We start from the raw sequence: 23,072 nt of genomic DNA on the forward strand, positions 1-23,072 counted from the left end.
AAAGCTTCAGTCTTTTCATCGTGTTTTAGATTTGATTATTCCAGACCTTCAATTTCGATTTCTTTTGCTGGAAGAAATACCTCACCTGTTTCTAAGTAGGTAACCTTTACCTTATCACCTTCCTGCAGGTAGATTGCGAGTGGGTTTGTTTCAGATGAAATCGTATAATTTTGACGGTTGTCTAATAAGAAAGAAACGATTGTGAAGTCCCCTGACTTTTCTTTATAGACTCTTACTACCGTTCCGTTCATTTGTTTTTCTTCAGCATTGGAGCTGCCATCTACCGTACTTCCCCCTCTTTGCAAGGCCGTTTTATATTGCTTTAACGCTTCATTTGGGGTATTTGCAAACGCAGAAATTTCCGGATTAGCTGCAGATACAATAAAGTAGTTTTGAAGAAAGCCGTTAGAGTCCATTACAGGTGTTAACCAGCTGGCCTCTCCGTAGAAATTATAGAGAACCGGCATTTCTCCACCCCATTTCTTCTCAATGAATTTCTTCTCTATAATTTGCAGTGCCCCCTTTGAATCCATGTAGGATTCTTCTAGGTTACCAGTGTAATAGGTCGCTTTCCCGGTTCTTGCGTTTGTTAGCGAGTAACCTAGCATCGAATCGACACCTTCCTTTGGACTTGTAAAATCGGTGAAATAATACATTTCTCCTTTTGCATCAAATATCGGGATGACATTCGCTTCCGTTCCTTCATCTGAAGGGAGCTTCACATCTGATTTACCGAATTTACTGTTCCAAAATCCGTGGACATAGTTTCCGAAGTAGCTATTTTGCAGGCTGACAGCTTCAGGTGATACGGCGCCATCAATAAATTCAGGGACATCTGCAAGATTATAAGAATTCATTTTTCCGTTGCTAGGATCCACGACAACAAGACCTTTCGCAGCGAATCCGTTTCTGGCAGATACAAACTCACCAAATGTACGAATGTAATAAGGTTTTCCATGATCATTAATTTCTAATTGTGGTTCCCCATAAAAAATATGGTTTGGATAATTCATCCTAATATGACGTTCAATATTTTTATTGAAATAGGAGGAAGGGGTGTAAACCATATCTGTCTTCATAAATTTAGGATTAGCTGAAGAATCAGTTGCACTTAACGTAAAATAACCAGGTGTCTGATCCCCATTTAACCATTTGAAAAATCCGGAAAATTCCACAGGAGCAATGTATACAAATTCCCCGTTTACTTTTTGGATTTGCAGATTACCAAGCTCGTAATAGCTTGTATTCGGAACTTGGCCGAATGCTTTTTTCATTTTGTTTCGAGCAAACTTAGGCGGAACGCTTGCCGGGGTTTCGGCCTCATCAAAGGCTTCAATTTCCACTTTTTCTTGCATTTTTGTATGCTCATATTTTTCATCGGCATTAAAAAAAACAGCCGTTAGAAAATAAGCTCCGATGAGAAGACTTCCTGCGAAGAGGGCTGTTTTTATCATCCTTTCCTTCCCAGAGGCAATTAATGCTCCTGCTCCAGTAATGATAATGACGAACACCCACAAAGAAGAGAGGTTCCGATCGATATTACTAAAATAATAGAAGGCAAACACGCCTAGTACGATAAGAATAACTTCAGTAATATGGCCTCTCGATATTGAGAATTTTCCCTCTTTTTTATTCTTAGATATAGGTATTAGGATGAGGGCAGAAACTACCCCAACAATGAGTGAAAATAGAAATATGTTTCCCATAAAGAGTCTCCTTTCAAAGATGTCTCACACTTTATTTACTTTTTTATACGGTGTACATGAATGAAAAGTTTCATTAGACTTATTCTTGCAATATAAAGAAATAACATTTACATGGGGAATTATGATCCCATCCAAAATCTCAGTGAAAAAATGATTTTAGCTAATCGTTCATCACATCCATGGGTCCTCCCATCCTACTAATTAAAGTATTTCAAGTATTGAATTACTATGAAAAAAATATTGATTTACATCGTGGACATTCTTTAGTGAAAATGTACTTTTTAGATGTGTTAGATAAATTTAAAATTCATACGTACAGGTCTTACACTAGTTTGGGTCTGTGCATAATCTATTTGGGGAAATAAAATTGAAGCGATAAATATGTAAAATATACTAATTTTGAAGGATTAAGATCAACGTTTAGTAGGGTTTTTAGATATTATACTTCGCTGAAATGGAAGATTAAAACCATTAAAAAGTTTATCTTTAGAAGCAGACTAAAGAAGAGTTAATAAATTCTTCTGAAATTTTAGTTGAAAAAAAACTAGTGGGTGTTAAGATTTACTTATATCTTATACGTACAAATTAAGTGGAAGAATGAACAATCAAGCTTCAATCTTATCTTGTATGTATGGGTAGAAGACTGCAAGAGGCTGTGAAGCAGGGTGTATGCTAAGGCAAGAAAAATGTATGTTCATTGAATTTACCCATTAGTTGTACGTATGAAAATGAGCTGAAGCTTTCGTGGAATGTTATTCGTCTTGCAATAAATATGAAGGGTTAGATTTTGAATCCGCAATAGCGGGTTTTTTAAGAGGATAAGAAAATTAAAGATGGTTAAAGTGTTAAAGTAAGTTTTCGTTGCGCCATCGGCTCGAGGTCACAAGTCAATCCGTCAAGAAGGTTAAAGAACAACCTGTAAGCGTCTTGTCTTGTGCTTGTCGCCGATAGACGGGCGAGCTGTATTTTCGTTCTATAAAATTGGAGGCAGAACATGATGACCACAAATGCAAGTTTCTTAGAGGAAGTAGACGGATTTTTGATTGACCTTGACGGGACAATTTTTAAGGGAGATTCTCTGATACCAGGAGCAGATCAAGCGGTGGCTTACATTAAATCAAACCAAAAACAGCTCGTTTTCGTCAGCAATCGAGGGAATTATTCGAGAAGAATGTGTTGTGATAAACTGAAAAAACTTGGAATTGCAGCTGTTGAGGACGAAATTATCTTATCTTCAACCGTAACAGCTCGCTTTCTCAAAAAACATTACCCGGCAAGTCGTGTATGGCCGTTTGGAGATCCAGGCTTGCAGGAGGAGCTTGAGACACATGGTATTTCAATTGCGACAGTTCCAGAAGAGGCTGACTTTCTCGTCATTACTCTGCATGAAACCCTTACTTATCATGACTTGAATTGTGCATTTCAAGCCGTACGAGCCGGTGCTAGAATACTAGCTACAAACACAGACAAGATGTTTCCTGCTAAAAGTGGTCTTTCCATAGATGTAGCTGGAATGATCGGAGCAATCGAAGCATCAACAGGAAGAAAGACAGAAATGACTTTTGGAAAACCATCTACATTTATGGCAGAGGCTGCATTAGAGCGGTTAGAACAATTACCTGAGAGGTGCCTGATGATTGGGGACAGTGTTGAATCTGATATTTTCATGGGTCAAATGCACTCAATGAAAACGATGCTCGTTCTTTCAGGCAATACAAAAAAAGAGCAGTTGGACATTGTATTAACACGAAGTAAACCTAATTATATCGTGGAGTCTATCCATGATTTAATCCAACTAAATTAGGGGAACCTATGCAAAATCTATTTTCGCAAACAAAGGATCGCCTATGTAGAAGCAAGGGTTAGAAGATACCGATTGAAGAGTTTGTGATTGCAATAATTCTTGGAAAAAGCTGCTTTTTTTATGAAAACGAAAAAGTATTGTTAATTGCTGAAAATAATACACTTGAAACAGCAATATCCAACCATAGAAGGAAAGCTATTATAAGAACCTAACCGACATACATGGACTCAGGTTTTTTCATGGAAGGAAAGATGGGACTTATTAATAAAAGTGAAAAAATAGTCCTTTCCTTCTCTAAAAAAGCCTTGGTCTCGTAAAGAGAACTCAAGGCTTTTATCTCAAATGGGCAGCCAATCATGAAGCAATGCTGCACCAATTGTGGCAACGTCTGTGTGACCCGCATTCAATGGGCCTTAAGGTCCATTGTGGTCATTACGAAGAGAGACTGACCATCAATAGGGGATAAAGAAACCCCCCGCTTATGTCAGAATCACTATGTGTGATCAGGTAAACAATTGAATCAAATAGGATAATAAAATTCCAACAATACCAAAATCCGAATCTCCGAAGGTTGTTCCTTCAAAGCCGAGCGAGCCTAGTACTGGCAGCAATAGTGCTGGTAAAAAAGAGATTAAAAGGCCGTTTGCAAAAGCTCCAATAATCGCTCCTCGTCTGCCGCCTGTTGCGTTTCCGAATACACCGGCAGCTGCTCCTGTAAAGAAATGCGGAATTAATCCTGGTACAATAATTTTCAATCCGAGTAAAGGAAGAATAAACATTGATAGAATACCTGCGATAAAGCTTGATAAAAATCCAATGATTACAGCATTGGGAGCAAAAGGAAACACAGCAGGTGCATCTAATGCAGGCTTTGCATCCTTCACCACTTTATCGGCAATTCCTTTAAAGGCAGGGACAATTTCAGCGATTAACATCCTTACCCCGGCAAGCACAATATAGACACCAGCTGCAAATGTGATCGCTTGCATAAAGGAGAAGACGAGAAAGTTTGTACCGCCGCTTAGTTCAGCTTCGACAAACGTTTTACCTGCTAATGGAGCCACAATTAGGAACAAAATGGTCATCGTTAAACTCATTGCGACAGATGTATCACGTAAGAATCCTAATGATTTAGGAACTTTAATGTCCTCTGTTGATTTAGACTTGTCACCAACCCGTTTTGCCACAAATGCAGAGGTAAAATAACCGAATGATCCAAAGTGACCTAGTGCAAGATTGTCATTTCCAGTGATCTGTCTCATATATGGCTGCAAGATCGCAGGCATGAATACCATTAAGCTTCCTAGTATAAGAGATCCAATAATAATTAATGGAACACCTGTTACTCCGCCTGTTGCAAATACAGCTGAAATTAAACATGCCATAAATAACGTATGATGCCCTGTTAAGAAAATGTACTTAAAAGGTGTAAACCGTGCGATTAAAATGTTCACAAGCATTCCGAACAGCATAATCATCGCTGTTTCCGTTCCAAGGCTTTCTTGGGCAATGGCAACAATGGCTTCGTTGTTTGGGATAATCCCTTGAATGCTGAATGCTTTTTCAAACATTTTTCCGAAGATATCAAGGGCGCCGATTAATATTGTTGCCCCAGCCCCAAGGATGACAAAACCCATGATCGTTTTTAATGTTCCTGAAACGGTGTCAGCAACTCCTTTTTTCTGCAGAATCAATCCAAAAAAGGCAAACAATCCTACAAGAATGGCAGGGGTCCCCAGTACATCCTTCATAATAAAATCAATCATTTAAAAACCCTCCCAATCACTTTTAAAAAAACTCATTTTTAAAAGATTGTTGTATTTGAGATAAAATAGAATGTTTGAATAAAGGCAATCGGTAAATCCCCGATTGCTTCTAGTCTACCTCCGATCTCCCACCCCGGGCAGATACTTTAACTTTCGAAATCATCACTTTGCAAAAATAGCAACAAAGTTTGTGAAAACAGCCTTTATAAAAGATGCTTTTCCAGCACGCTTCTAAGCTCGTTTTGATCTAAAATATTTGTTAGGCCTTCAACCGTTCTTGTACCATCATCAAGAGATTCAACTAAATCCTTTGATCCAATATATAAATCAGCTTTCTCTGATTTACTAGTTGTTAAATCAGTATGAGACACCTCAGCTTGAACTCCCAAATCACCTAAGATAGACTTCACATTCATCTCTACAATAAAACTGCTTCCTAATCCGTTTCCACATACTACTAAAATCTTTTTCATTTTTATTTTCCTCCTATTAATTTGAATATTTTTGGATAATTGTTAATACATCTGAAGACGTTTCAGCTTGTTCCAGTTTTTCAAGGTTGCCGGAATCTGAAAGCATGGTTGAGAATTGTGATAAAGCTTTTAAATGGGTTTCATTATCTATAGCTGCAAGCACAAAGACTAGGTTTACACGATGTTCAGGCTTTTCAGAGAATGAACAGCCCTCTTTTATTCTTAAAAAGCTCATTCCGATGCTGTTCACACCCTCCTCAGGCCGGGCATGGGGAAGAGCAATTTTCGGCGCAATGACAACATACGGCCCAAGCTTTTCTATATTGAGAATCATTGCGTCAACATAATCCTTACGTATGCTTCCGTTTGTTAGCAAAGGCTCTGCACTAAGCCTTATTGCTTCTTGCCAATTCTCCACTTTATCCACAAACTGAATCGTCTCTTTTGTTAAAATTTCATGTAGCATCGGTTTTTTTCTCACCTCTTTTAGTGCGGTTTGATTGGTTATGAAGTATTGCTTCAGCTCCTGCTGCAATGCTTGTTCATCGGTGATGACACCGTGCTTTTTCATAATGGCAAGTAAGGAATCGACCTGATCTGTCTGTGCTTTCTCTGGTGTTGATTGGATTTGTGCAAGCAAAGTCGTTTTCTCTGCATTAGATAAAATGGGACTTACGATGAATAAAGGCACATCTCTTTTTTTTTCTACAGGTGTAGTTGAAATAATAAAATCAATATTATCCAGCTGGCTATTTTCATATTCTCTTCTTGTCATTACATCCACAACATCTAAAGAAGGAATTAAGTCTTCCATTTGCTTCTGAACAAGCCGGGATGTTCCAATTCCGCTTGCACACACCACAACTGCTTTCTTTCTAGTTTGAACAACAACGCCTTCTTTTTCGATCCAGCCGCCAAAGTGCATGGCCACATACGCGATTTCATCATTGGAAATTTTCTTACCAAGAACATATTCAAAATGATGTATGACCTTTTCAGTTAAGACATAAATATCCTCATATTTAGACTTGACCGACTCAGTAAGTGCATTTTCTAATTCAATGCCATATTTCGTCCGATAGTAGGCTGGCTTTAAATGAAGAAATAGATTTTTCTCAAGATCTACTCTTTTTTCAAATAGAACACATGCATATGTTTGAAAATCATCGACCATATTCCTAATAATTTGTTTAAGATTAAGAGCATCCAGATCTTCAGGTGGTTCGTGTTCATACTCACTTATCTTTGCTCCAAGCAGGTAGGTGGTCATATAGAAAATTTCATCTTCTGGTATGGAAACCGAGGAAACGCTTTCAATCTTTTGACAAATATATTTTGCCGCTTCAAATTCCCTCGTTTTCTCGATCACTTCTTTTTCTACCGCATCCATTGATACATATTTCCCTTGTGTGAACCGTTTTGTAAACGAGACAATGTGCAGGCTCAAATGACGGATCACATCGTCCGCATACCGAACTCCAATCACTTGCTCCGCTTCATTTAGGATGTTGTAAATCTGTTCGAACGTAAGCCGGCTAAACACATTTGGAGAAAGAAGACCACCCGATTCAATCCCTCTCTGAATATCCGATAAAAGATGACTCCAGCCATGAGTATTGATGAGTTGAGTTATATAGGCAACCAACACTTTCCTTTTGTTCTGCTCTGAACCCGAAATATAATAGCCTATTTCTTTTTTGAAATTCAAAGTCACTTGATAGCTGCGTAAATCCCGTTTGACCTGCTTCAAATCAGCGAGGATTGTACTTCTGCTTACATGAAAGCGATCTAGAAACGTTTGCAATAAAATCCGTTTTTCACGGGTGAGTATCAGGATAACTGCCCATGCCTCCCTCTCCTGAGGAGAATACTCGTATATTTGCTGATGTTCTAGTTGATTAACCGTTTGTTTAATTTGTATGCGGGCTTCATCTGATACATAAAATCCTGCAGAACGGACATAGCTAAGCGGTTCAAAATGGTTGTCTTTTAACCAATCATTAATTTTCTCAACATCATAATAAACTGTTCGCTTTGAAATGTTCAGTCCTTCCATAATTTCTGAAGTCTGTACATAACGCGGTGTTTGAATGATCTTGGTTAAAATCTCTATGCAGCGGTGATCTAATGTCATCAGCACCCTCCTCCTTATGGGAGCATGTTGCAAGAAACCCTTCATGAAGTTTGCAAGAATGATACTTTTTAAAAAGAGAGTGATCTCTTCATATCCTTAGTATACTGTCTCTATACACAAATATAAGTCCAAATGTTGTAAGGGATTTATTGCAAGAGTTGAACCTAAATAATAATCATTACTTTGGGGCATGGATGAAGCAGCTGAAAGTACAATCTTAAATAATCTTTGGGTACCGCTAAAGGATAGGAAAACGGAGAATAAAAAGGGGATGCACATATAGGTTTAAATGGTAATTATTCTTGCAAGCTGACTTTCTAGCTTGAGTTTTTTTTACAACAATTAAAGTGATAAAAAATTGTGTTTTAATTTTCAAAAATGTTTGACAATTATTCAAAATATGCTAATATGATCTTAGGTTCAATATAAAAAACTAAGTTTACTATAATAAACTTAAAAAGGGGGTTAGAAAACGTATGGCTGAAAAATATTGGGTGCCAGCCATAGAGAAGGCAAGTCGAGTATTAAATGAAATTGCTCAAAATCCTAACCAACTAAGGTTGGTTGACATTTCAAAAAGTTTAAGCATTAATAAAAGTTCTTTGTTTTCTCTTCTTCATACATTAGAAGCATTAGGTTGGGTTACAAAGGAAAAAGGAGATGCTTATACACTAGGGCCTGCAATAGGCGCACTAAGTGCTGCTTATTTCAGCCAATTTAATATCCTTCAATCCTTTTACAAAGAAGCTGCTAGTTCAGTTGCGAAAATCAATGAACATATACAGTTAGGAATCCTTGAAGATGGAAATGTTGTCTACTTAGGAAAAATGGAAGGGGATTCAAGAGTTCGCCTTATTACGGATCCAGGCATGCGTTTCCCTGCATATGCTTCCGCCATTGGAAAAATGCAATTATCTCAATATACACATTCTGAATTGACGGCCATTTATCCTTCTGGTGAGCTGGAACCAAAAACACCATTTACGATGACAACCGTTGAAGATCTTTATCAAAATATTCAATTAGCAAAAAAGAATGGGTTTGCTATCGAGAATCAAGAGGCCTCAGAGGGTTTTCATTGTGTAGCAGCTCCAATCTATAATTATGAAAAAAAGATGATTGCTGCTGTGAGTTTTACAATCATGACGATTAACTGGGAGCAGAAAAAAGAAGAAGCGAAGGAGGAAATTCTGAACCTTTCTCATAGGTTGTCCAAGCATGCAGGCTACACTGTTCCAACAAATACAAAATAAAAAACGGAAAGGAGAATAAAAATGAGCAAACTTAGGTCAAAAATTATTGATATCAGGGCTTATGTCGTTGAAGGAGGAGGGGCAGATTACCACGACCAAGACCAGGACCATTGGATTGTCCAACAAATCGCAACACCGATGAGCATATACCCTGAGTATAAAAAAACACGTACAAGCTTTGGAATCAATGCTTTGAAAACCATAGTCGTAGAAGTAGAAGCGGATACAGGAGAAATCGGCTTTGGAATCTCAACGGGTGGATATCCTGCTGCATGGATTATTAAAAACCATCTAGACCGTTTTATTGTAGGTCAGCCAGTGGAAAATATCGAAAAAATGTGGGATCAAATGTACCGTTCTTCGATGTATTACGGAAGAAAAGGTCTTGTCATGAATGCGATATCAGCTGTTGATTTAGCACTGTGGGATTTGTTGGGCCGCGTTCGCAGTGAGCCGGTTTACTCGATGATAGGAGGAAAGGTAAGAGAGGAAATTGAGTTTTATGCGACAGGTCCTCGTCCGGATTTAGCGAAAGAAATGGGCTTTATCGGCGGGAAGATGACCTTAACATATGGTCAAGCAGATGGGGAGGAAGGGTTAAGAAGAAATATTGAACAGGCTGAAGCAATGCGGGAGCGTGTTGGTGAGGATTTCTGGCTGATGTGGGATTGCTGGATGGCATTAGATCTTCCATACGCTAAGAAACTGATGGCAAAATCAGAAGAGCTTGGTTTTAAGTGGGTTGAAGAATGCTTTAATCCTGAGGATTATTGGAGCTATCGCGAACTGAAAAAGAGTGCTGGCAATAAAATGATGGTCACGGGCGGGGAACATGATGCAGCACGGTATGGATTCAGAATGTTACTAGAGTTTTGTGATCTTGATATTATACAGCCGGATGTAGGCTGGTGCGGGGGCATTACCGAGTTAATTAAGATTGGTAATTTAGCTGAGAGCTTCGGAAAAATGGTCGTACCTCATGGAAGCGGAGTTTACAGCTATCACTACGTTATTACGAAAAACAACAGCCCATTTGCAGAATACTTAATGGTAAGCCCGGATGCCAAAAGTGTAGTACCTCAATATTATCCTCTCATAAAAGATGAACCAACACCTAAGAACGGCCGATTAAAGCTAAGTGATGCTCCGGGCTTCGGGGTCGAATTAAATAAAGAAGCAGGTCTTATCGAAATAACAAAGTCTTCAAATAAAATCCATTCTTAAAACTACTAATTAAAGGATGATGGTGATGGAAGCATCAAAAGAACTATTGACATCACTGGGGTTTCCAAGTGGTGATTTATATAATCTGCCTTCTTCTTGTAAGCGCTTCCCAGATGGGGCACAATATCGAATCGAAATTCCAAGCGTAGAAGGACCTCTAGCTCTCGAAGCCTTATTAGAAGAAAATGAGAGGCTTAAGGTTCCTATACACCGGGTTTCCCAAGGTAGTGGAATAATGATGTTAACCGATGATGAAATTACAAATATGTGTGATATGTGCTCCGAACAAGAGATGGAATTAAGCCTTTTCACTGGTCCGAGAGGAACCTTTGATATTAGTGCTCAGCCTTTTACGACTTCTGGAAAAGTTGTTGCTTTAAGACACGAAGGCATTGACCAGCTAGTTTATGCGATGGAGGATTTACAACGAGGAGCGCGGCTGGGATTAAGAGGTGCATTAGTGGCAGATGAGGGCCTTCTTTTATTAACAAAAGAAATGAAACATAAAGGTCTTCTTCCACAGAACTTCGTCATAAAGGTATCGGTTCAAATGATGGCTTCAAATCCTGTATCTATTAAATTGATGCAAGATATTGGAGCGGATACCTACAATGTCCCAACTGCACTGACTCTTCCCAAATTAGCAGCTATTCGGCAAGCAGTTGATATTCCAATAGATTTATATGTTGAAGTCCCTGATAACTTTGGCGGGTTTATTCGCCATTACGAAATTCCAGAGCTTATCCGTATATTGGCTCCTGTATACATCAAGTTCGGATTAAAAAATCATCCTGATGTGTATCCATCTGGTAAACATTTAGAAGCACTTAATATTGATCTATGCAAAGAAAGAGTACATCGCGCAGCCCTGGGTATGCAAATTATTGAGAAATACTGTCCAGATGCTGTTATATCAAAAAAAGGTGCTGAGGGGCTTGGGATCCCAGTAAATACTACAATGAAAAAAGTTCTTTAATTCGCTGGGTAACCGAGGAATTATTCGGGTAACGGTGCAAAAATCCGAGTAACGGTGCAATTAAAAATCTACTTCTGTGTGTCAGGATCTCTTGAGATAGGAGTTCAGAGTGTGACTAAATGCAATCGGCGATTCACCGATTGCATTTACTAAAAAGTCTCATAGAAAAAAGCGAATGTCAATTAAGGAGGGATTTCTATGACTGAGTCTACCCTAGAAAAGACTTCAAAGTGTTTGAATTTTATTAATGGAGAATGGGTGTCATCCGAAAAGGGGGGTGTATTAGAAAATATTAACCCAGCGAATGGGGAAATCATCTCCTATTTACAAAACTCAACAATAAACGATGTAAATCATGCAGTAGAATCTGCTAATAAGGCAAAAAAATCATGGCGGGAATTGTCTGGTGCAGTCCGAGGTGAGTATCTATATAAAATAGCAGGAGAATTAGAAAAGGCAAAGAATGATATTGCAACCATCATGACTCAAGAGATGGGAAAAACATATCCTGAGTCTCAAGGTGAAGTGCAGCGGGCGATTGATATTTTTAAATATTATGCAGGAGAAGGAGTGCGAAAAGTTGGGGATGTCGTGCCTTCGACAGCAAAAAATGCTCTTATGTTCACGACGAGAGCCCCATTAGGAACCGTAGCCGTCATCACTCCATGGAACTTCCCAATTGCAATTCCTGCATGGAAAATAGCACCGGCTTTCATTTACGGAAATACGGTTATTTTTAAGCCGGCACAAGAAGCATCATTTACGGCAACAAAATTAGTTGAATGCATGGAAAGAGCAAATCTGCCGAATGGAGTCATGAACCTTGTTCATGGATCAGGAAGTGTAGTAGGAAAGGAAATCTCAGAACACTCTGGTATTAATGGAATAACGTTTACCGGGTCAAATGCGGTTGGAAAAGCAATAGGGAAAGCAGCATTTGATAGAGGAACGAAATATCAACTGGAAATGGGCGGGAAAAATCCGATTATTGTTTTAGAAGATGCAGATATCCCTAGAGCTGTTCAAGCAACAATAAACGGGGGAATGAAATCTACTGGTCAGAAATGTACAGCGACTAGCAAAGTTTTTGTCCATGAACGAATCTATGAATCTTTTAAAAAGGAATTGCTGGAGGAGGTTGCTAAACTAATAGTTGGTAATGGTTTGGATTCGCAAACTTGGCTGGGCCCTTGTGCCAGCCAAAAACAAATGGAGTCTGTATTGTCCTATATACGAAAAGGAATAGAAGAAGGAGCAGACCTTATATATGGAGGGAACAGACTTTTAGAAGGCGATTATCGCTTTGGATATTACGTGGAGCCAGCAGTGTTTGAAAATGTTCGTTCTACGATGACGATTGCCCAGGAGGAGATATTTGGCCCTGTCATTGCTTTGACTAAATTTTCTTCATTCCGCGAAGCGATTGAACAAGCCAATGATGTCAAGTTTGGGTTAAGTGCTTCTATATTTACTGAAAATATAGGAAGTGTGATTCATTTTATTCAAGATATCGAGGTCGGGCTAATTCGTGTGAATGCTGAAACAGCCGGTGTGGAGTACCAGGTCCCGTTCGGCGGGATGAAGCAGTCAAGCTCACATTCCAGAGAGCAAGGCCAAGCAGCAATTGAATTTTTTACTTCTATAAAGACTGTATACATTCAAGAATAAAGAAATACGCTTGAGACTATTAAAAAATGAATGGGGAGAAAAGTCTATGATAGTAAAAAAGAGAGCATGGCTAGCCGTTATTTCACTAGTAATTGGGATGTTATTGGCAGGATGCGGTGCTGGAGAAAGTAAATCAACGAGTGGAGAAGGGGGTGCTGCAGCTTCCTATCCCGAAAGAAATATTGAAATTCTTGTAGGCCATGGAGCAGGCGGGGGAACAGACCAATTTGCAAGAGCTATTGCTAAGGAACTGGAAACAATCTTAGATACTAATATAAATATTGTGAATCAAGAAGGTGGAGCAGGAGTTGTAGCCCTCCAAAGTGCTTATAGTCAGCAGGCTGATGGATACACACTTGTGGCAGATTCAGCGTTTCCGATCACAACAGCTGCAGGTACAAATGAGCATGGTTTAGACAGCTTCACACCTATTGCCCGTGTGCAAAATGATACTTATATTTTATGGGTTAAAAAAGGTTCGTTTAGTAACATCGAGGAATTTATAGCTGCTGCTAAAAAAAATCCCGGCAAACTAAAAATAGGCGGTACAGGTGCTCTCGGAATGGATGAAATCACAACAAGTCTGTTTGAAAAGGAAACAGGTGTTGATTTAAACTTTGTACCAATGAAAGGGTCTGGTGAAAATCATGCAGGATTATTGGGAGGGCATTTGGATGCAATTTTCGATGAGCCTGGACCAGCAAATTCTCTTTACGAAGGAGAAGAAGTAACCCCGCTGTTGGTGTTGTCTAAAGATAAGCTTGAGGCTTTTCCCAATGTACCAACATCAGTTGAAAAAGGCTGGGATTTAACGCTCGGAAATGAAAGGGGTTTCTTTATTAAAGAAGGAGCAGATCCAGCGATTGTTAAAAAGCTGGAAGATGCCATCAAAAAAGCTTCTGAAACAAAGGCATATAAAGAATATGAAAAAGCTTCATTTTTAGATTTGCGACCGGGTTGGATGAACAGAGAAGATTACAAGGCGGAATTAGAAAAAAACATAAAAATGTTTGAAGGGATCGTAAAGGAACTTCAATAATTACGGGTGAGGTGAGAGTACATGACGAAACAAAATTATATTCTCTCAGGATCGGTTTTAGCGTTTTCTATTGTCTTCCTGCTCCTTTCCCAAGGTATGGATCAGTCTCAATCAACTTATTCCATTGGGCCGTCTTTTTGGCCTAATGTGATTTTAATTAGCATGATCATTCTTTCGGTATGCTTAGCCTTAAGAACAAAGTTTTCAAAAAAGGAAATCATATTTGAAGATGATGAAGAGTTAATGGAGAAAGTAAGCGGAGAAGAAAAGGAAGTATCTAGTCTTGCTTCTGTGTTTGGTGTATCTATTGTCAGTAGTTTGTTTCTTTATTTAGTGGCTATACCTATATTAGGTTTTATTTTATCAACATTTTTGTACATTGCTGTGATTTCTTTTCTATTAGGTATTTCATCCTGGGGAAAGTCCATACTGTTATCTGTTATTGCCACTGTTCTAATCACGGCATTATTTATATCAGCTTTGGCCATTAACTTTCCTAGAGGGGTCGGGGTCTTTCGCTATTTAAGTTCATTGATCTATTAATCAGGGTCTTTTCTCTAAGATAGTTGCTTTCGATATATAAAAGATAATGTCTCCGAATACTGCAACTCTCACTTTCTACCTCCCGTCTCCGAGAGATAAAAGTATTCGAAAGGATAAATACTTATCAATCCCAGCTAAGATTACGAAACAGCTGTGAATAAAAAGCTCGGGGGTGTTTATGATGATGGAAGGGTTACTGGGCGGCTTATCAAGCGTATTACAGCCTGTTAATCTATTAATTTTAGTAGTTGCAACATTAATCGGGTTCTTAGGTGGAGCGATACCAGGTATTAGCGGGACGATGCTCGTTATAATTCTGTTGCCCATCACCTATACAATGGATCCTGCTGCCGCATTTCTCTTGCTAACTGCAATCTATGCTTCTTCAGTCTTTTCGGGTTCAATAAGTGCCATCTTGTTTCGAACTCCTGGAACTCCTGAAGCGATTGCAACTGTTTTTGATGGTTATCCTATGGCTCAAAAAGGGCAGGCAGGAACAGCTTTAGGAGTCAGTATATTTAGTTCAGCTATTGGAGGGTTAATAGGAACTATTTTCTTAATATTCTTAACCCCATTATTAGCACAATCTGCCTTGAAATTTTCTTCTCCGGAATACTTTGCATTAGCAGTGTTAGGCTTGACTGTCGTAGCCTCATTAAGTGGAGGCGATTTAATTAAAGGCTTAATTGCTGTTTTGATTGGATTATTTTTAGCAACATTTGGATTGGATGCGCTAACTGGTACAGAGAGGTTTACTTTTGGTGAGCCTGCTTTGCTATCCGGTATTGGGCTTATTCCAGTATTAATTGGATTGTTTGCAATCTCGGAATTTCTAAGAAAATCGAGGGAGCAGAATGTAGAACAAAAGTCATTTGGTAAAATTAAAACAAAGATTTTCGAAATAGAAATTTTTAAAAGGATTTATAAAGTGATTGCCCGATCCTCCTTGTTAGGTGTATTTATTGGGATTCTGCCAGGGGTGGGAGCAACTACAGCCTCTATATTAAGCTATAGTGAAGCGGTTCGTTGGTCTAAAAACAAAAAGGAATATGGGACAGGTATACCTGAAGGGGTTTCTGCACCTGAAACAGCTAATAATGCAGCAGCAGTCGGAGCAATGGTTCCTTTATTAGCTTTGGGTATTCCTGGAAGTGCAACCACAGCTGTTATTCTAGGGGCATTCATCCTTCACGGAATGCAGCCTGGTCCGATGCTTTTTAATACGAATAAAGAACTGATGTACACCATTTTTATCGGGATATTAGTAGCTAATTTATTGATTTTGATTTTATCAAAGCCCTTTATCCGTTTATTTTCAAAAATCACAGTCATTCCCTATCATATCATGGGACCGATTATCGTAATTCTGTGTACAATTGGGACATTTTCAGTTCGGAACTCTTATTTCGATGTCATGATCATGTTTCTTTTTGGAATTCTAGGTTACCTGTTTGAAAAAATTAAATTACCACTTGCTCCTATTATTTTAGGGTTAGTGCTGGGACCAATAGGCGAAGCAGAGTTTAGAAGATCACTAGAAATGTCTAGTGGTGACTATAGCGTATTTTTCACCCGACCTATAAGTGTTACGCTTTTAGCCATTGCTCTTATTGCATTGATTTTCCCTTTGATAAAGGCGAGGTTTAGGAAGAAAAACGATGAAAATACCGGGATTCCAACCTAAGGTATTATGGGAACCTTAAAATAAATATTGGAGGGATTATGTTGAGTAAAAAGCCTGTAATGGGATTGTTGTATGGAGATGCAACAGGAATTGGATCAGAATTGATAGCAAAAGCGATTCAAGATGAATCTGTTAGAGAAAAGGCACATTGGGTATTAATTGGTGATGAACGGATTTTTAAGCAAGGCAGTGAAATTGCGAATACCGAAATAAATTATAAATCGGTTAAGCATATATCTGAAATCGATCGGCATGCAAATAATGTTTATTTGCTGCATTATCCTTCTCTTTCACCTGAGGATTACGAGCTTGGGAACGTTTCAGCTTTAGCTGGAGCAGCTTCTGGTAAACTATTAACCTATGCTGTTGATTTAGCAAAGGACAAATTGCTGGATGGGATCGTATATGGTCCTTTAAATAAGGACGCCCTATATAAAGGCGGCTATTTATTTGAAGACGATATTCATTTATTAGCATCCCTCTTCGACTATAAATCGGGCTTCGGAGAAATTAATGTGATGGAAGACTTGTGGGTAACTCGTGCTACATCGCATATCCCTCTTAAGGATGTAGCTGAGAAAATAACAAAGGAACGAGTCATTGAAGTGATAAAATTTGCTGAACAAAATTTAAAAAGGGCAGGATTTGAGAACCCTGTAATTGCGGTATGTGCACTGAATCCTCATGCTGGTGACGGCGGCTTAATTGGAAAGGAAGAAATCGACATTATTCAACCAGCTATCGCAGAAGCTCGAGATCTAGGAATTCAAGTTGAAGGACCATACCCTTCTGATACAGTCTTTTTGAGGCTTCAAAAAGAACAAAGCTTCGACTGTTTACTCGCAATGTACCATGACCAGGCACAAACAGGAATGAAAATGCTTGGCTTCAATAAAGGGGTAACGGTAAATGGCGGTTTGCCAGTTGTGTTAGCTACTCCAGCCCATGGTACGGCACATGATATTGCTGGGAAAGGAACAGCGAACCCTGGAGCCACAATTCATGCTATGAAATTAGCTGTAAAGATGGTAAGTGAGAAATCGACACTGGCTAGATGATAGTGAAAAGGCGGGTTTTTAATTAGACTGTTTTCGTAAACTTTGAATGGGTCCTTGTTGATTTGGTTACTATAACAATCACTTGGGAAAAGAGCAGTCTGTCACCAAAAGAAGAGTATGATGCCCGCCGACACTTAAAAAGGAAAAACGGTCACCCAAAGCGGTCATTGTGCCCGTATACTCTTCTGATCAGAATATTAAAAAGTAGCAATTGCTTTGAATAGAGCCATTAATTAAATACTTATATGATGGAATGATTATACACCATAAAGGTTGCCGATTTTGAAAAGTAACCTGATTTGGTTTAAAGATTAATTTTTTCTCTAAGTAATTTAAGCAGAAACCGATCCTCTTATCAAAAAGTGAGAATCGGTTTTTTTTTGGAATTTCCTTAGGAAAACTATCCTATAACATCTTTCTCAATACAAAACCACACATCAAGGTAATCTGTTGTTCAATAAGATCCCAAAAAAATTAAACAAAACTTAAACAACGCTGGCCATCATTTTAAGCTTCAGTGGTTAGTATGGAAGCATGGTTGAAATTACTTCAATTCCTTTAAGAAATAGCTGCTTGAATGTTGATGAAAAGTAAAAACAAAAGGGTGTGTATGTTTAATGGATTCCAAAACAGTAATGAATTCAACTTCGTCTCAGATGGAGAAAAATGTTGGAATGGGTTTTAAAAGCTGGCCATCTTGGATTGGACGTATTGCCATCCTGTGGTCAGTCCTTTATGGGGCTATGCATCTCTATTGGCTGCTGGGAGGGGCGGGATATCCCTTTGATGCAAGCATGGACTTGTTTAGGGCAATGGTCACTTATCTGCCGGTTAAAGCAGCCAGTGCCGTGTTTGTGGTCCTTAGTATCCTGGGCATATTTATAGGTATCGCCATGCAGATGCCGAGGGTGAGGGTCTTTCCAAAGTGGTTGATCCTCACCTATGCTTGGGGGTTTGCTGTTTCGTTACTGCTCTTTATACCTGATATCAGCCTGATTATGGTGATGGCCTATGCATTTTTATTTAAATTTGACTTTAACTGGATGATGTTCAATCAAATTATTTGTATTATGGGTGCACTTGTTTGGAGCTTTACTGCTATTGCTTACCAGCGAACAACAAGTAATGCCTGCGAACATTGCGGTCGGACAGAAGACGGCAAAAAAATTCTGCTCGTTCAATGGGCTCGGCCAATTACGTATATCGCTGCGTTAGCTCCGCTCCCTTATGCACTTTCGCGATTTGCCTGGGCGCTGGGTATACCATTTGGTGTTGATCCAAAGTTCCTGGAGGATTTTTCAAGCGTAAATCCAACACACCATATTACAGAATGGGTATTTGGCTCTGTATGTATAGGCGGGGGTCTCCTAACGCTTGGATTGATTCAGAAGTGGGGGGAGGTATTTCCGAGCTGGTTTCCGATCATTGGCAGCAGGAGGGTGCCAATCCTGCTTGCTGTGATTCCTGCTTCTCTTGTAGCCATTGCAGTAACTGCTGCGGGTTTTGTCTTTACCTTCGCATTTTTTACCGTTACACTTGGGCTCATGCCAGTGGATAATATAATAGTAAGCCAAATCTGGGGTGCTGTTGGACCTATGGTTTTCTGGGTACCTTGGGGAGCGGCTCTCGGCCTAGCTGCCGTTGCTTACTATTATCGGCGCAGAGGGCAATGCGCCCATTGCAGAAGAAGTAACCCGGCATAAAAACCAATAATAGACGATTTTTCCAAAGTTAAAAGGAAAAATCGTCTTAATGTTATCATTAACTCCAGCTTGATAACTTGCTTTTATTATATAATCAGCGTTTAAGTTCTTTAAAGCGCTGCTCACCTGGATAATTGTACCGTCACGCTGAATAATGCACCGTGATCGAAATAATTGCATCGTTAACTGATTAATTGCACCGTAAGCAGTATAATTGCGCCATTATCGAAATAATTGCACCTAAAGAAAAAGGTTGGCTATTATAAAAAGAAATCAGCTAAGTTGCTGATTTCATCAATACCTAATTTCTTTTCTTCTTTTCCATTTCTTTGCGTATCGCTTTGTATTCCTCAAAATCCCACTTCGACAAAAATTCTTTTGCTGATGAATAGCCAGAATCATAGAGGAATGCGATTTCTTCGGTACTCAGATCAAAATCAGTAGCTGTGATCCCATCGGTCGGAATGAGAATCGTACGTTTTTTTGTTTCTTCGTTCATATGGCGGAGGTCATGAGCTTGAAGCATCGTTTTAAATATGTTTTTGAAAAGGTGAATGGGCGTTGGGATAACAGATCCCATGTTGATTTCTTCCTTTATAAATCGAAAACCGAATGTTGGAAAACGTGGTTCATCTGTATCAAATATCCAGATGGGAAAGTTGCTAAGCAATCCGCCATCTAGTATATAAGATTTGTGTGGAAGATTAGATTTCCAGATAACCGGCCGGAAGAAAAATGGCATTGAAGCACTCATCATGACAGCCTTTGAAATTTTTAAATCCTTTGGCGTCATTTCGTAGCGGTGCAAATCGTCAGGTAAAATAAGGATTTGGCCGTTTGAAATATCCGATGCGATAATTTTCAATTTTCCATCAGGAAGATCAGCAAACGTGTGAATGTTTTTTTTAGCAAGCATTGTGTCTACCCAAGCTTCCAAATAATCGTTTTTATAAATTCCTAGATGAATCATTAGTTCTAGAAAGCTGCCGATAAGAGGAATCCGATTCAAAATGGTCTTGCCACGAAATTTAGAGTAGTCCATTCCACCCAGGCTCTCGCTAATATCATGGCTTTTATAGCCGGCTGCTATTAGTGCCGCAATCACAGCCCCCGCCGAGGTTCCAGCTAATCTTTGCCACTCAACGTTTTTCTCCTCCATTGCTTGTATCGCTCCAGCAAAGGCAATTCCCCGTATCCCTCCGCCTTCAAAAACACCATCTGCCTTCAATATTGTCACCTCTTCGTCGATTTCTTCCTCTATAATTTCATAAAATTACAAAAAAGTCCTTCAATTTTATGTTAATTGAGTCATTTATCACCTTTTTATTAAGGTTGACGGGTAATTGGGAGGGGATGAGGCAGCGCAAAGGATGGCTATTTCTTTTCTCTAAAAGTGACAAGCAAAGAAATTTAAGTAGCCTTTGTAATGAAATAAACAGTCATTGTACGAGGTTTTACAACAAAAAAATTTAACATCTTAAACAGAAATACCACCGTTCCAAATGAAACGGTGGTAAAAGGTAGTTATTTAACTTTCAGGAGTGAACCTAATATATACCCGGGATAAAAAATCGTTACTTACGATTACAGAACAGTATAAGTTCTTTACGATTTTAACCCTAAGGTACAGACAACTGAGAAGGCATATTGTAGATGGCCAATTTCAAAACGCTCCAACAATATTGAGTTGTAAGTAAGTTGGTAAGTTGGAAAGAAAATAAGTTCTAATCTTTCTTCCACATTAATTTTGGAAATTTTAATAAGTGTCAGTACTATGACCTTTATGTTCTGCATCTTTAACGGCTTCATCAGTGTGCGCTGCGCCAAGCGGCCCATGATGATGGCTGCTGCCATGTTGCTTCAAACCTTCGGCGACACGGCGGCCGTAGTCCGGGTCAGCTTTCGTAAAATGCTCAATCATTTTTTCTTGAATAACGGAATTACAGGAAGATAAGCCATCGACAAGGTTACGAATTAACTCCTCCCGCTCAAAGTCATCAAAAGCCCGGTACGTTTCGCCAGCCTGCTTAAAATCATTTGTTCGGTCGATACTTTCCCGAACAAGTTGGCCTTCAATATGAGGCGTATACTCTTCTCCTGATTTTGGTGCCTCCTTTAACCCGTTTAATGATGAGGGTTCATAGTTTACATGCGGGTTCTGTCCTGGAGCTTGATCAACATAATAGGCCATTTGGCCATCCCGTTGATTGGTTGCAACATGTTTTTTAGGTGCATTAATCGGCAGCTGCAGGTAGTTTGCCCCGATGCGGTAACGCTGGGTATCCGAATAGGAGAGTGTTCGACCCTGAAGCATTTTGTCATCTGAGAAATCCAATCCGTCTACGAGAACTCCCGTGCCAAAGGCAGCTTGTTCAACCTCGGCAAAGTAATTTTCCGGGTTTTTATTCAAAACCATTCGGCCCACAGGCAACCACGGAATCTGTTCCTTAGGCCAAATTTTTGTGTCATCCAAAGGATCGAAATCAAGTTCAGGATGATCATCATCGCTCAAAATTTGAACGAAAAGCTCCCACTCTGGATATTCCCCACGCTCAATTGCTTCATATAAATCTTGTGTTGCATGATTAAAATTTTTGCCTTGAATTTCTTCTGCTTCAGCTTGAGTTAGGTTTTTGATTCCTTGCTTCGGCTCCCAGTGGTATTTGACAAGGACAGCCTTTCCCTCATTGTTAACCCACTTATATGTATTGACACCCGATCCTTGCATCTGGCGGTAGTTTGCCGGTATTCCCCATGGTGAGTATACAAAAGTAACCATATGGGTCGTTTCAGGTGAATTACTGCAGAAGTCAAAAAATCGCTCATTATCCTGAATATTTGTAACAGGATCAGGTTTGAATGCATGAATCATGTCTGGAAACTTAATAGCATCGCGAATGAAAAAGATTTTAAGATTGTTGCCAACCAGATCCCAGTTGCCCTCCTCTGTATAAAACTTGACAGCAAAGCCTCTTGGATCGCGCAATGTTTCGGGAGAATGTCCGCCGTGAATAACAGATGAAAAGCGAACAAATACAGGTGTTTTTTTACCTGCACCGTTAAATACCTTTGCACGTGTATATTTGGAAACCGGATTATCACCGACTTTTCCATATGTCTCAAAATATCCATGAGCCCCTGCCCCCCGTGCATGCACGACACGCTCAGGAACTCGTTCTCTGTCAAAGTGTGAAATTTTTTCAATGAAATGGTAGTTTTCGAGTGTAGCTGGTCCCCGATTTCCTACTGTGCGAATGTTTTGGTTGTACTTTACAGGATGTCCTTGACGCGTTGTAAGTGTGGACTCATCTTCACCTGCCGCCATTCGTTTATCTAAGGAATCCCCTGAACCTGCAGCTGAAATTCCATTTTCCATTGATTTTTTCTCATTATCCATTATTTATCCCCCTTGGGAAAATTGGTAATTATTGATTATACTTTCAAAAAGGGATAACATTTATTCTTACATATTTTCATTAAAAAGGATAAAAAGCTTTAAGTTATTTATTTCGTGACAATTGATGGATTTAATTTATTTAAACTCTTTAGGGAGTTGCCCTATGTATTTATTTATTATTGGTTCAGAAAGCAGTTTAATTTCATTAAAGTATTAAATAATTCACTGACGGTGCAATTAATGAGATAAGCGAGCAATTTCTCGTACCCATTAACTGTGCAATTGATCTGATTACAGTACAAAAGGATCAAACTAAAGAAAGGCTTCACCTATCAGGGAAGCCTTTTTAATTTTCTCTTGAGTTGAATTTAAAAATATTCTTTATAAGTGATAAAAAGAGCTATGATTGCTGCAATTGTATATAAAATAGCTGTATAAAAAGCAATCGATGGGGAGAATTTTTTCCCTTCATGATGCTGCAATCTAATACCTGTTTCCCCTTGCACCTTCATATCTAAATGCTTACTAGAAAAACCACCTTCTGAATTGAAAAAGTGAATAACGACTACACCGAATAATCCAACAGCAAATGAAAAATCAATAAATCCAACATCAAACACAGTTGTTATCAAATAGTTAATACC

The 23,072-nt window shown here is 39.0% G+C and carries 17 protein-coding genes; 10 read left to right on the forward strand and 7 right to left on the reverse strand.

The window, feature by feature from the left end; translation table 11 throughout:
* Positions 1 to 35: 35 nt before the first annotated feature.
* Positions 36 to 1,706, reverse strand: coding sequence for a hypothetical protein (locus IC621_RS21950; protein ID WP_191161460.1), 1,671 nt, complete (start codon positions 1,704 to 1,706; stop codon positions 36 to 38).
* A gap of 994 nt (positions 1,707 to 2,700) precedes the next feature.
* On the opposite strand from IC621_RS21950, the gene IC621_RS21955 reads away from it, so the two are divergent.
* Positions 2,701 to 3,510 carry an HAD-IIA family hydrolase gene (locus IC621_RS21955; RefSeq protein ID WP_191161461.1) on the forward strand — a complete coding sequence of 270 codons (810 nt, stop codon included), beginning with the start codon at positions 2,701 to 2,703 and terminating at the stop codon, positions 3,508 to 3,510.
* A 503-nt stretch (positions 3,511 to 4,013) separates the two neighbouring features.
* Here IC621_RS21955 and IC621_RS21960 read toward each other — a convergent pair.
* The 3 genes from IC621_RS21960 to IC621_RS21970 all read right to left on the reverse strand — a co-directional run bounded on the left by IC621_RS21960 (position 4,014) and on the right by IC621_RS21970 (position 7,883).
* The gene (locus IC621_RS21960) at positions 4,014 to 5,276 is read right to left on the reverse strand and encodes a PTS ascorbate transporter subunit IIC (protein ID WP_191161462.1); all 1,263 of its coding nucleotides are present in this window, start codon (positions 5,274 to 5,276) and stop codon (positions 4,014 to 4,016) included.
* Between the two features lie 203 nt (positions 5,277 to 5,479).
* Entirely contained in the window at positions 5,480 to 5,749 is a 270-nt protein-coding gene (locus IC621_RS21965) for a PTS sugar transporter subunit IIB (protein WP_191161463.1), read from the reverse strand.
* A 16-nt stretch (positions 5,750 to 5,765) separates the two neighbouring features.
* Complete coding sequence (locus IC621_RS21970; protein ID WP_191161465.1) at positions 5,766 to 7,883, reverse strand: BglG family transcription antiterminator; 2,118 nt, start codon at positions 7,881 to 7,883, stop codon at positions 5,766 to 5,768.
* Between the two features lie 476 nt (positions 7,884 to 8,359).
* Between IC621_RS21970 and IC621_RS21975 the strand changes: the two genes are divergently transcribed.
* From IC621_RS21975 to IC621_RS22015, 9 genes are all read left to right on the forward strand, one after another.
* On the forward strand, positions 8,360 to 9,136 hold the full coding sequence (locus IC621_RS21975) for an IclR family transcriptional regulator (protein WP_191161467.1): 777 nt from the start codon (positions 8,360 to 8,362) through the stop codon (positions 9,134 to 9,136).
* A gap of 21 nt (positions 9,137 to 9,157) precedes the next feature.
* Positions 9,158 to 10,360 (forward strand): L-rhamnonate dehydratase, encoded by a 1,203-nt coding sequence (gene rhmD / locus IC621_RS21980; RefSeq protein WP_191161469.1) that lies wholly within the window; start codon positions 9,158 to 9,160, stop codon positions 10,358 to 10,360.
* Positions 10,361 to 10,385: 25 nt separating this feature from the next.
* Positions 10,386 to 11,336, forward strand: coding sequence for a U32 family peptidase (locus IC621_RS21985; RefSeq protein WP_396653101.1), 951 nt, complete (start codon positions 10,386 to 10,388; stop codon positions 11,334 to 11,336).
* A 198-nt stretch (positions 11,337 to 11,534) separates the two neighbouring features.
* Positions 11,535 to 13,004, forward strand: coding sequence for an alpha-ketoglutaric semialdehyde dehydrogenase GucD (gene gucD / locus IC621_RS21990; RefSeq protein ID WP_191161473.1), 1,470 nt, complete (start codon positions 11,535 to 11,537; stop codon positions 13,002 to 13,004).
* Between the two features lie 46 nt (positions 13,005 to 13,050).
* Positions 13,051 to 14,043, forward strand: coding sequence for a Bug family tripartite tricarboxylate transporter substrate binding protein (locus IC621_RS21995; protein WP_191161475.1), 993 nt, complete (start codon positions 13,051 to 13,053; stop codon positions 14,041 to 14,043).
* A gap of 21 nt (positions 14,044 to 14,064) precedes the next feature.
* Positions 14,065 to 14,586, forward strand: a complete 522-nt coding sequence (locus tag IC621_RS22000; RefSeq protein WP_191161477.1) for a tripartite tricarboxylate transporter TctB family protein — start codon at positions 14,065 to 14,067, stop codon at positions 14,584 to 14,586.
* A gap of 181 nt (positions 14,587 to 14,767) precedes the next feature.
* Positions 14,768 to 16,270 carry a tripartite tricarboxylate transporter permease gene (locus IC621_RS22005; protein WP_191161480.1) on the forward strand — a complete coding sequence of 501 codons (1,503 nt, stop codon included), beginning with the start codon at positions 14,768 to 14,770 and terminating at the stop codon, positions 16,268 to 16,270.
* A 41-nt stretch (positions 16,271 to 16,311) separates the two neighbouring features.
* A complete protein-coding gene (locus IC621_RS22010) occupies positions 16,312 to 17,328 on the forward strand; it encodes a 4-hydroxythreonine-4-phosphate dehydrogenase PdxA (protein WP_191161482.1) in 1,017 nt (338 codons plus the stop codon).
* A 617-nt stretch (positions 17,329 to 17,945) separates the two neighbouring features.
* Positions 17,946 to 19,031 (forward strand): hypothetical protein, encoded by a 1,086-nt coding sequence (locus IC621_RS22015; protein ID WP_191161484.1) that lies wholly within the window; start codon positions 17,946 to 17,948, stop codon positions 19,029 to 19,031.
* Positions 19,032 to 19,332: 301 nt separating this feature from the next.
* Here the strand turns inward: IC621_RS22015 and IC621_RS22020 are convergent, their stop codons facing one another.
* The 3 genes from IC621_RS22020 to IC621_RS22030 all read right to left on the reverse strand — a co-directional run bounded on the left by IC621_RS22020 (position 19,333) and on the right by IC621_RS22030 (position 23,060).
* Positions 19,333 to 20,259 (reverse strand): patatin-like phospholipase family protein, encoded by a 927-nt coding sequence (locus tag IC621_RS22020; protein WP_191161486.1) that lies wholly within the window; start codon positions 20,257 to 20,259, stop codon positions 19,333 to 19,335.
* Positions 20,260 to 20,787: 528 nt separating this feature from the next.
* Positions 20,788 to 22,356: a catalase gene (locus IC621_RS22025; RefSeq protein ID WP_396653102.1), complete on the reverse strand. Its 1,569-nt coding sequence runs from the start codon at positions 22,354 to 22,356 to the stop codon at positions 20,788 to 20,790.
* A gap of 440 nt (positions 22,357 to 22,796) precedes the next feature.
* Positions 22,797 to 23,060, reverse strand: coding sequence for a hypothetical protein (locus tag IC621_RS22030; RefSeq protein WP_191161490.1), 264 nt, complete (start codon positions 23,058 to 23,060; stop codon positions 22,797 to 22,799).
* Between the last annotated feature and the right edge of the window lie 12 nt (positions 23,061 to 23,072).

Source organism: Metabacillus arenae, assembly GCF_014773385.1.
GTDB lineage: Bacteria > Bacillota > Bacilli > Bacillales > Bacillaceae > Metabacillus_D > Metabacillus_D arenae.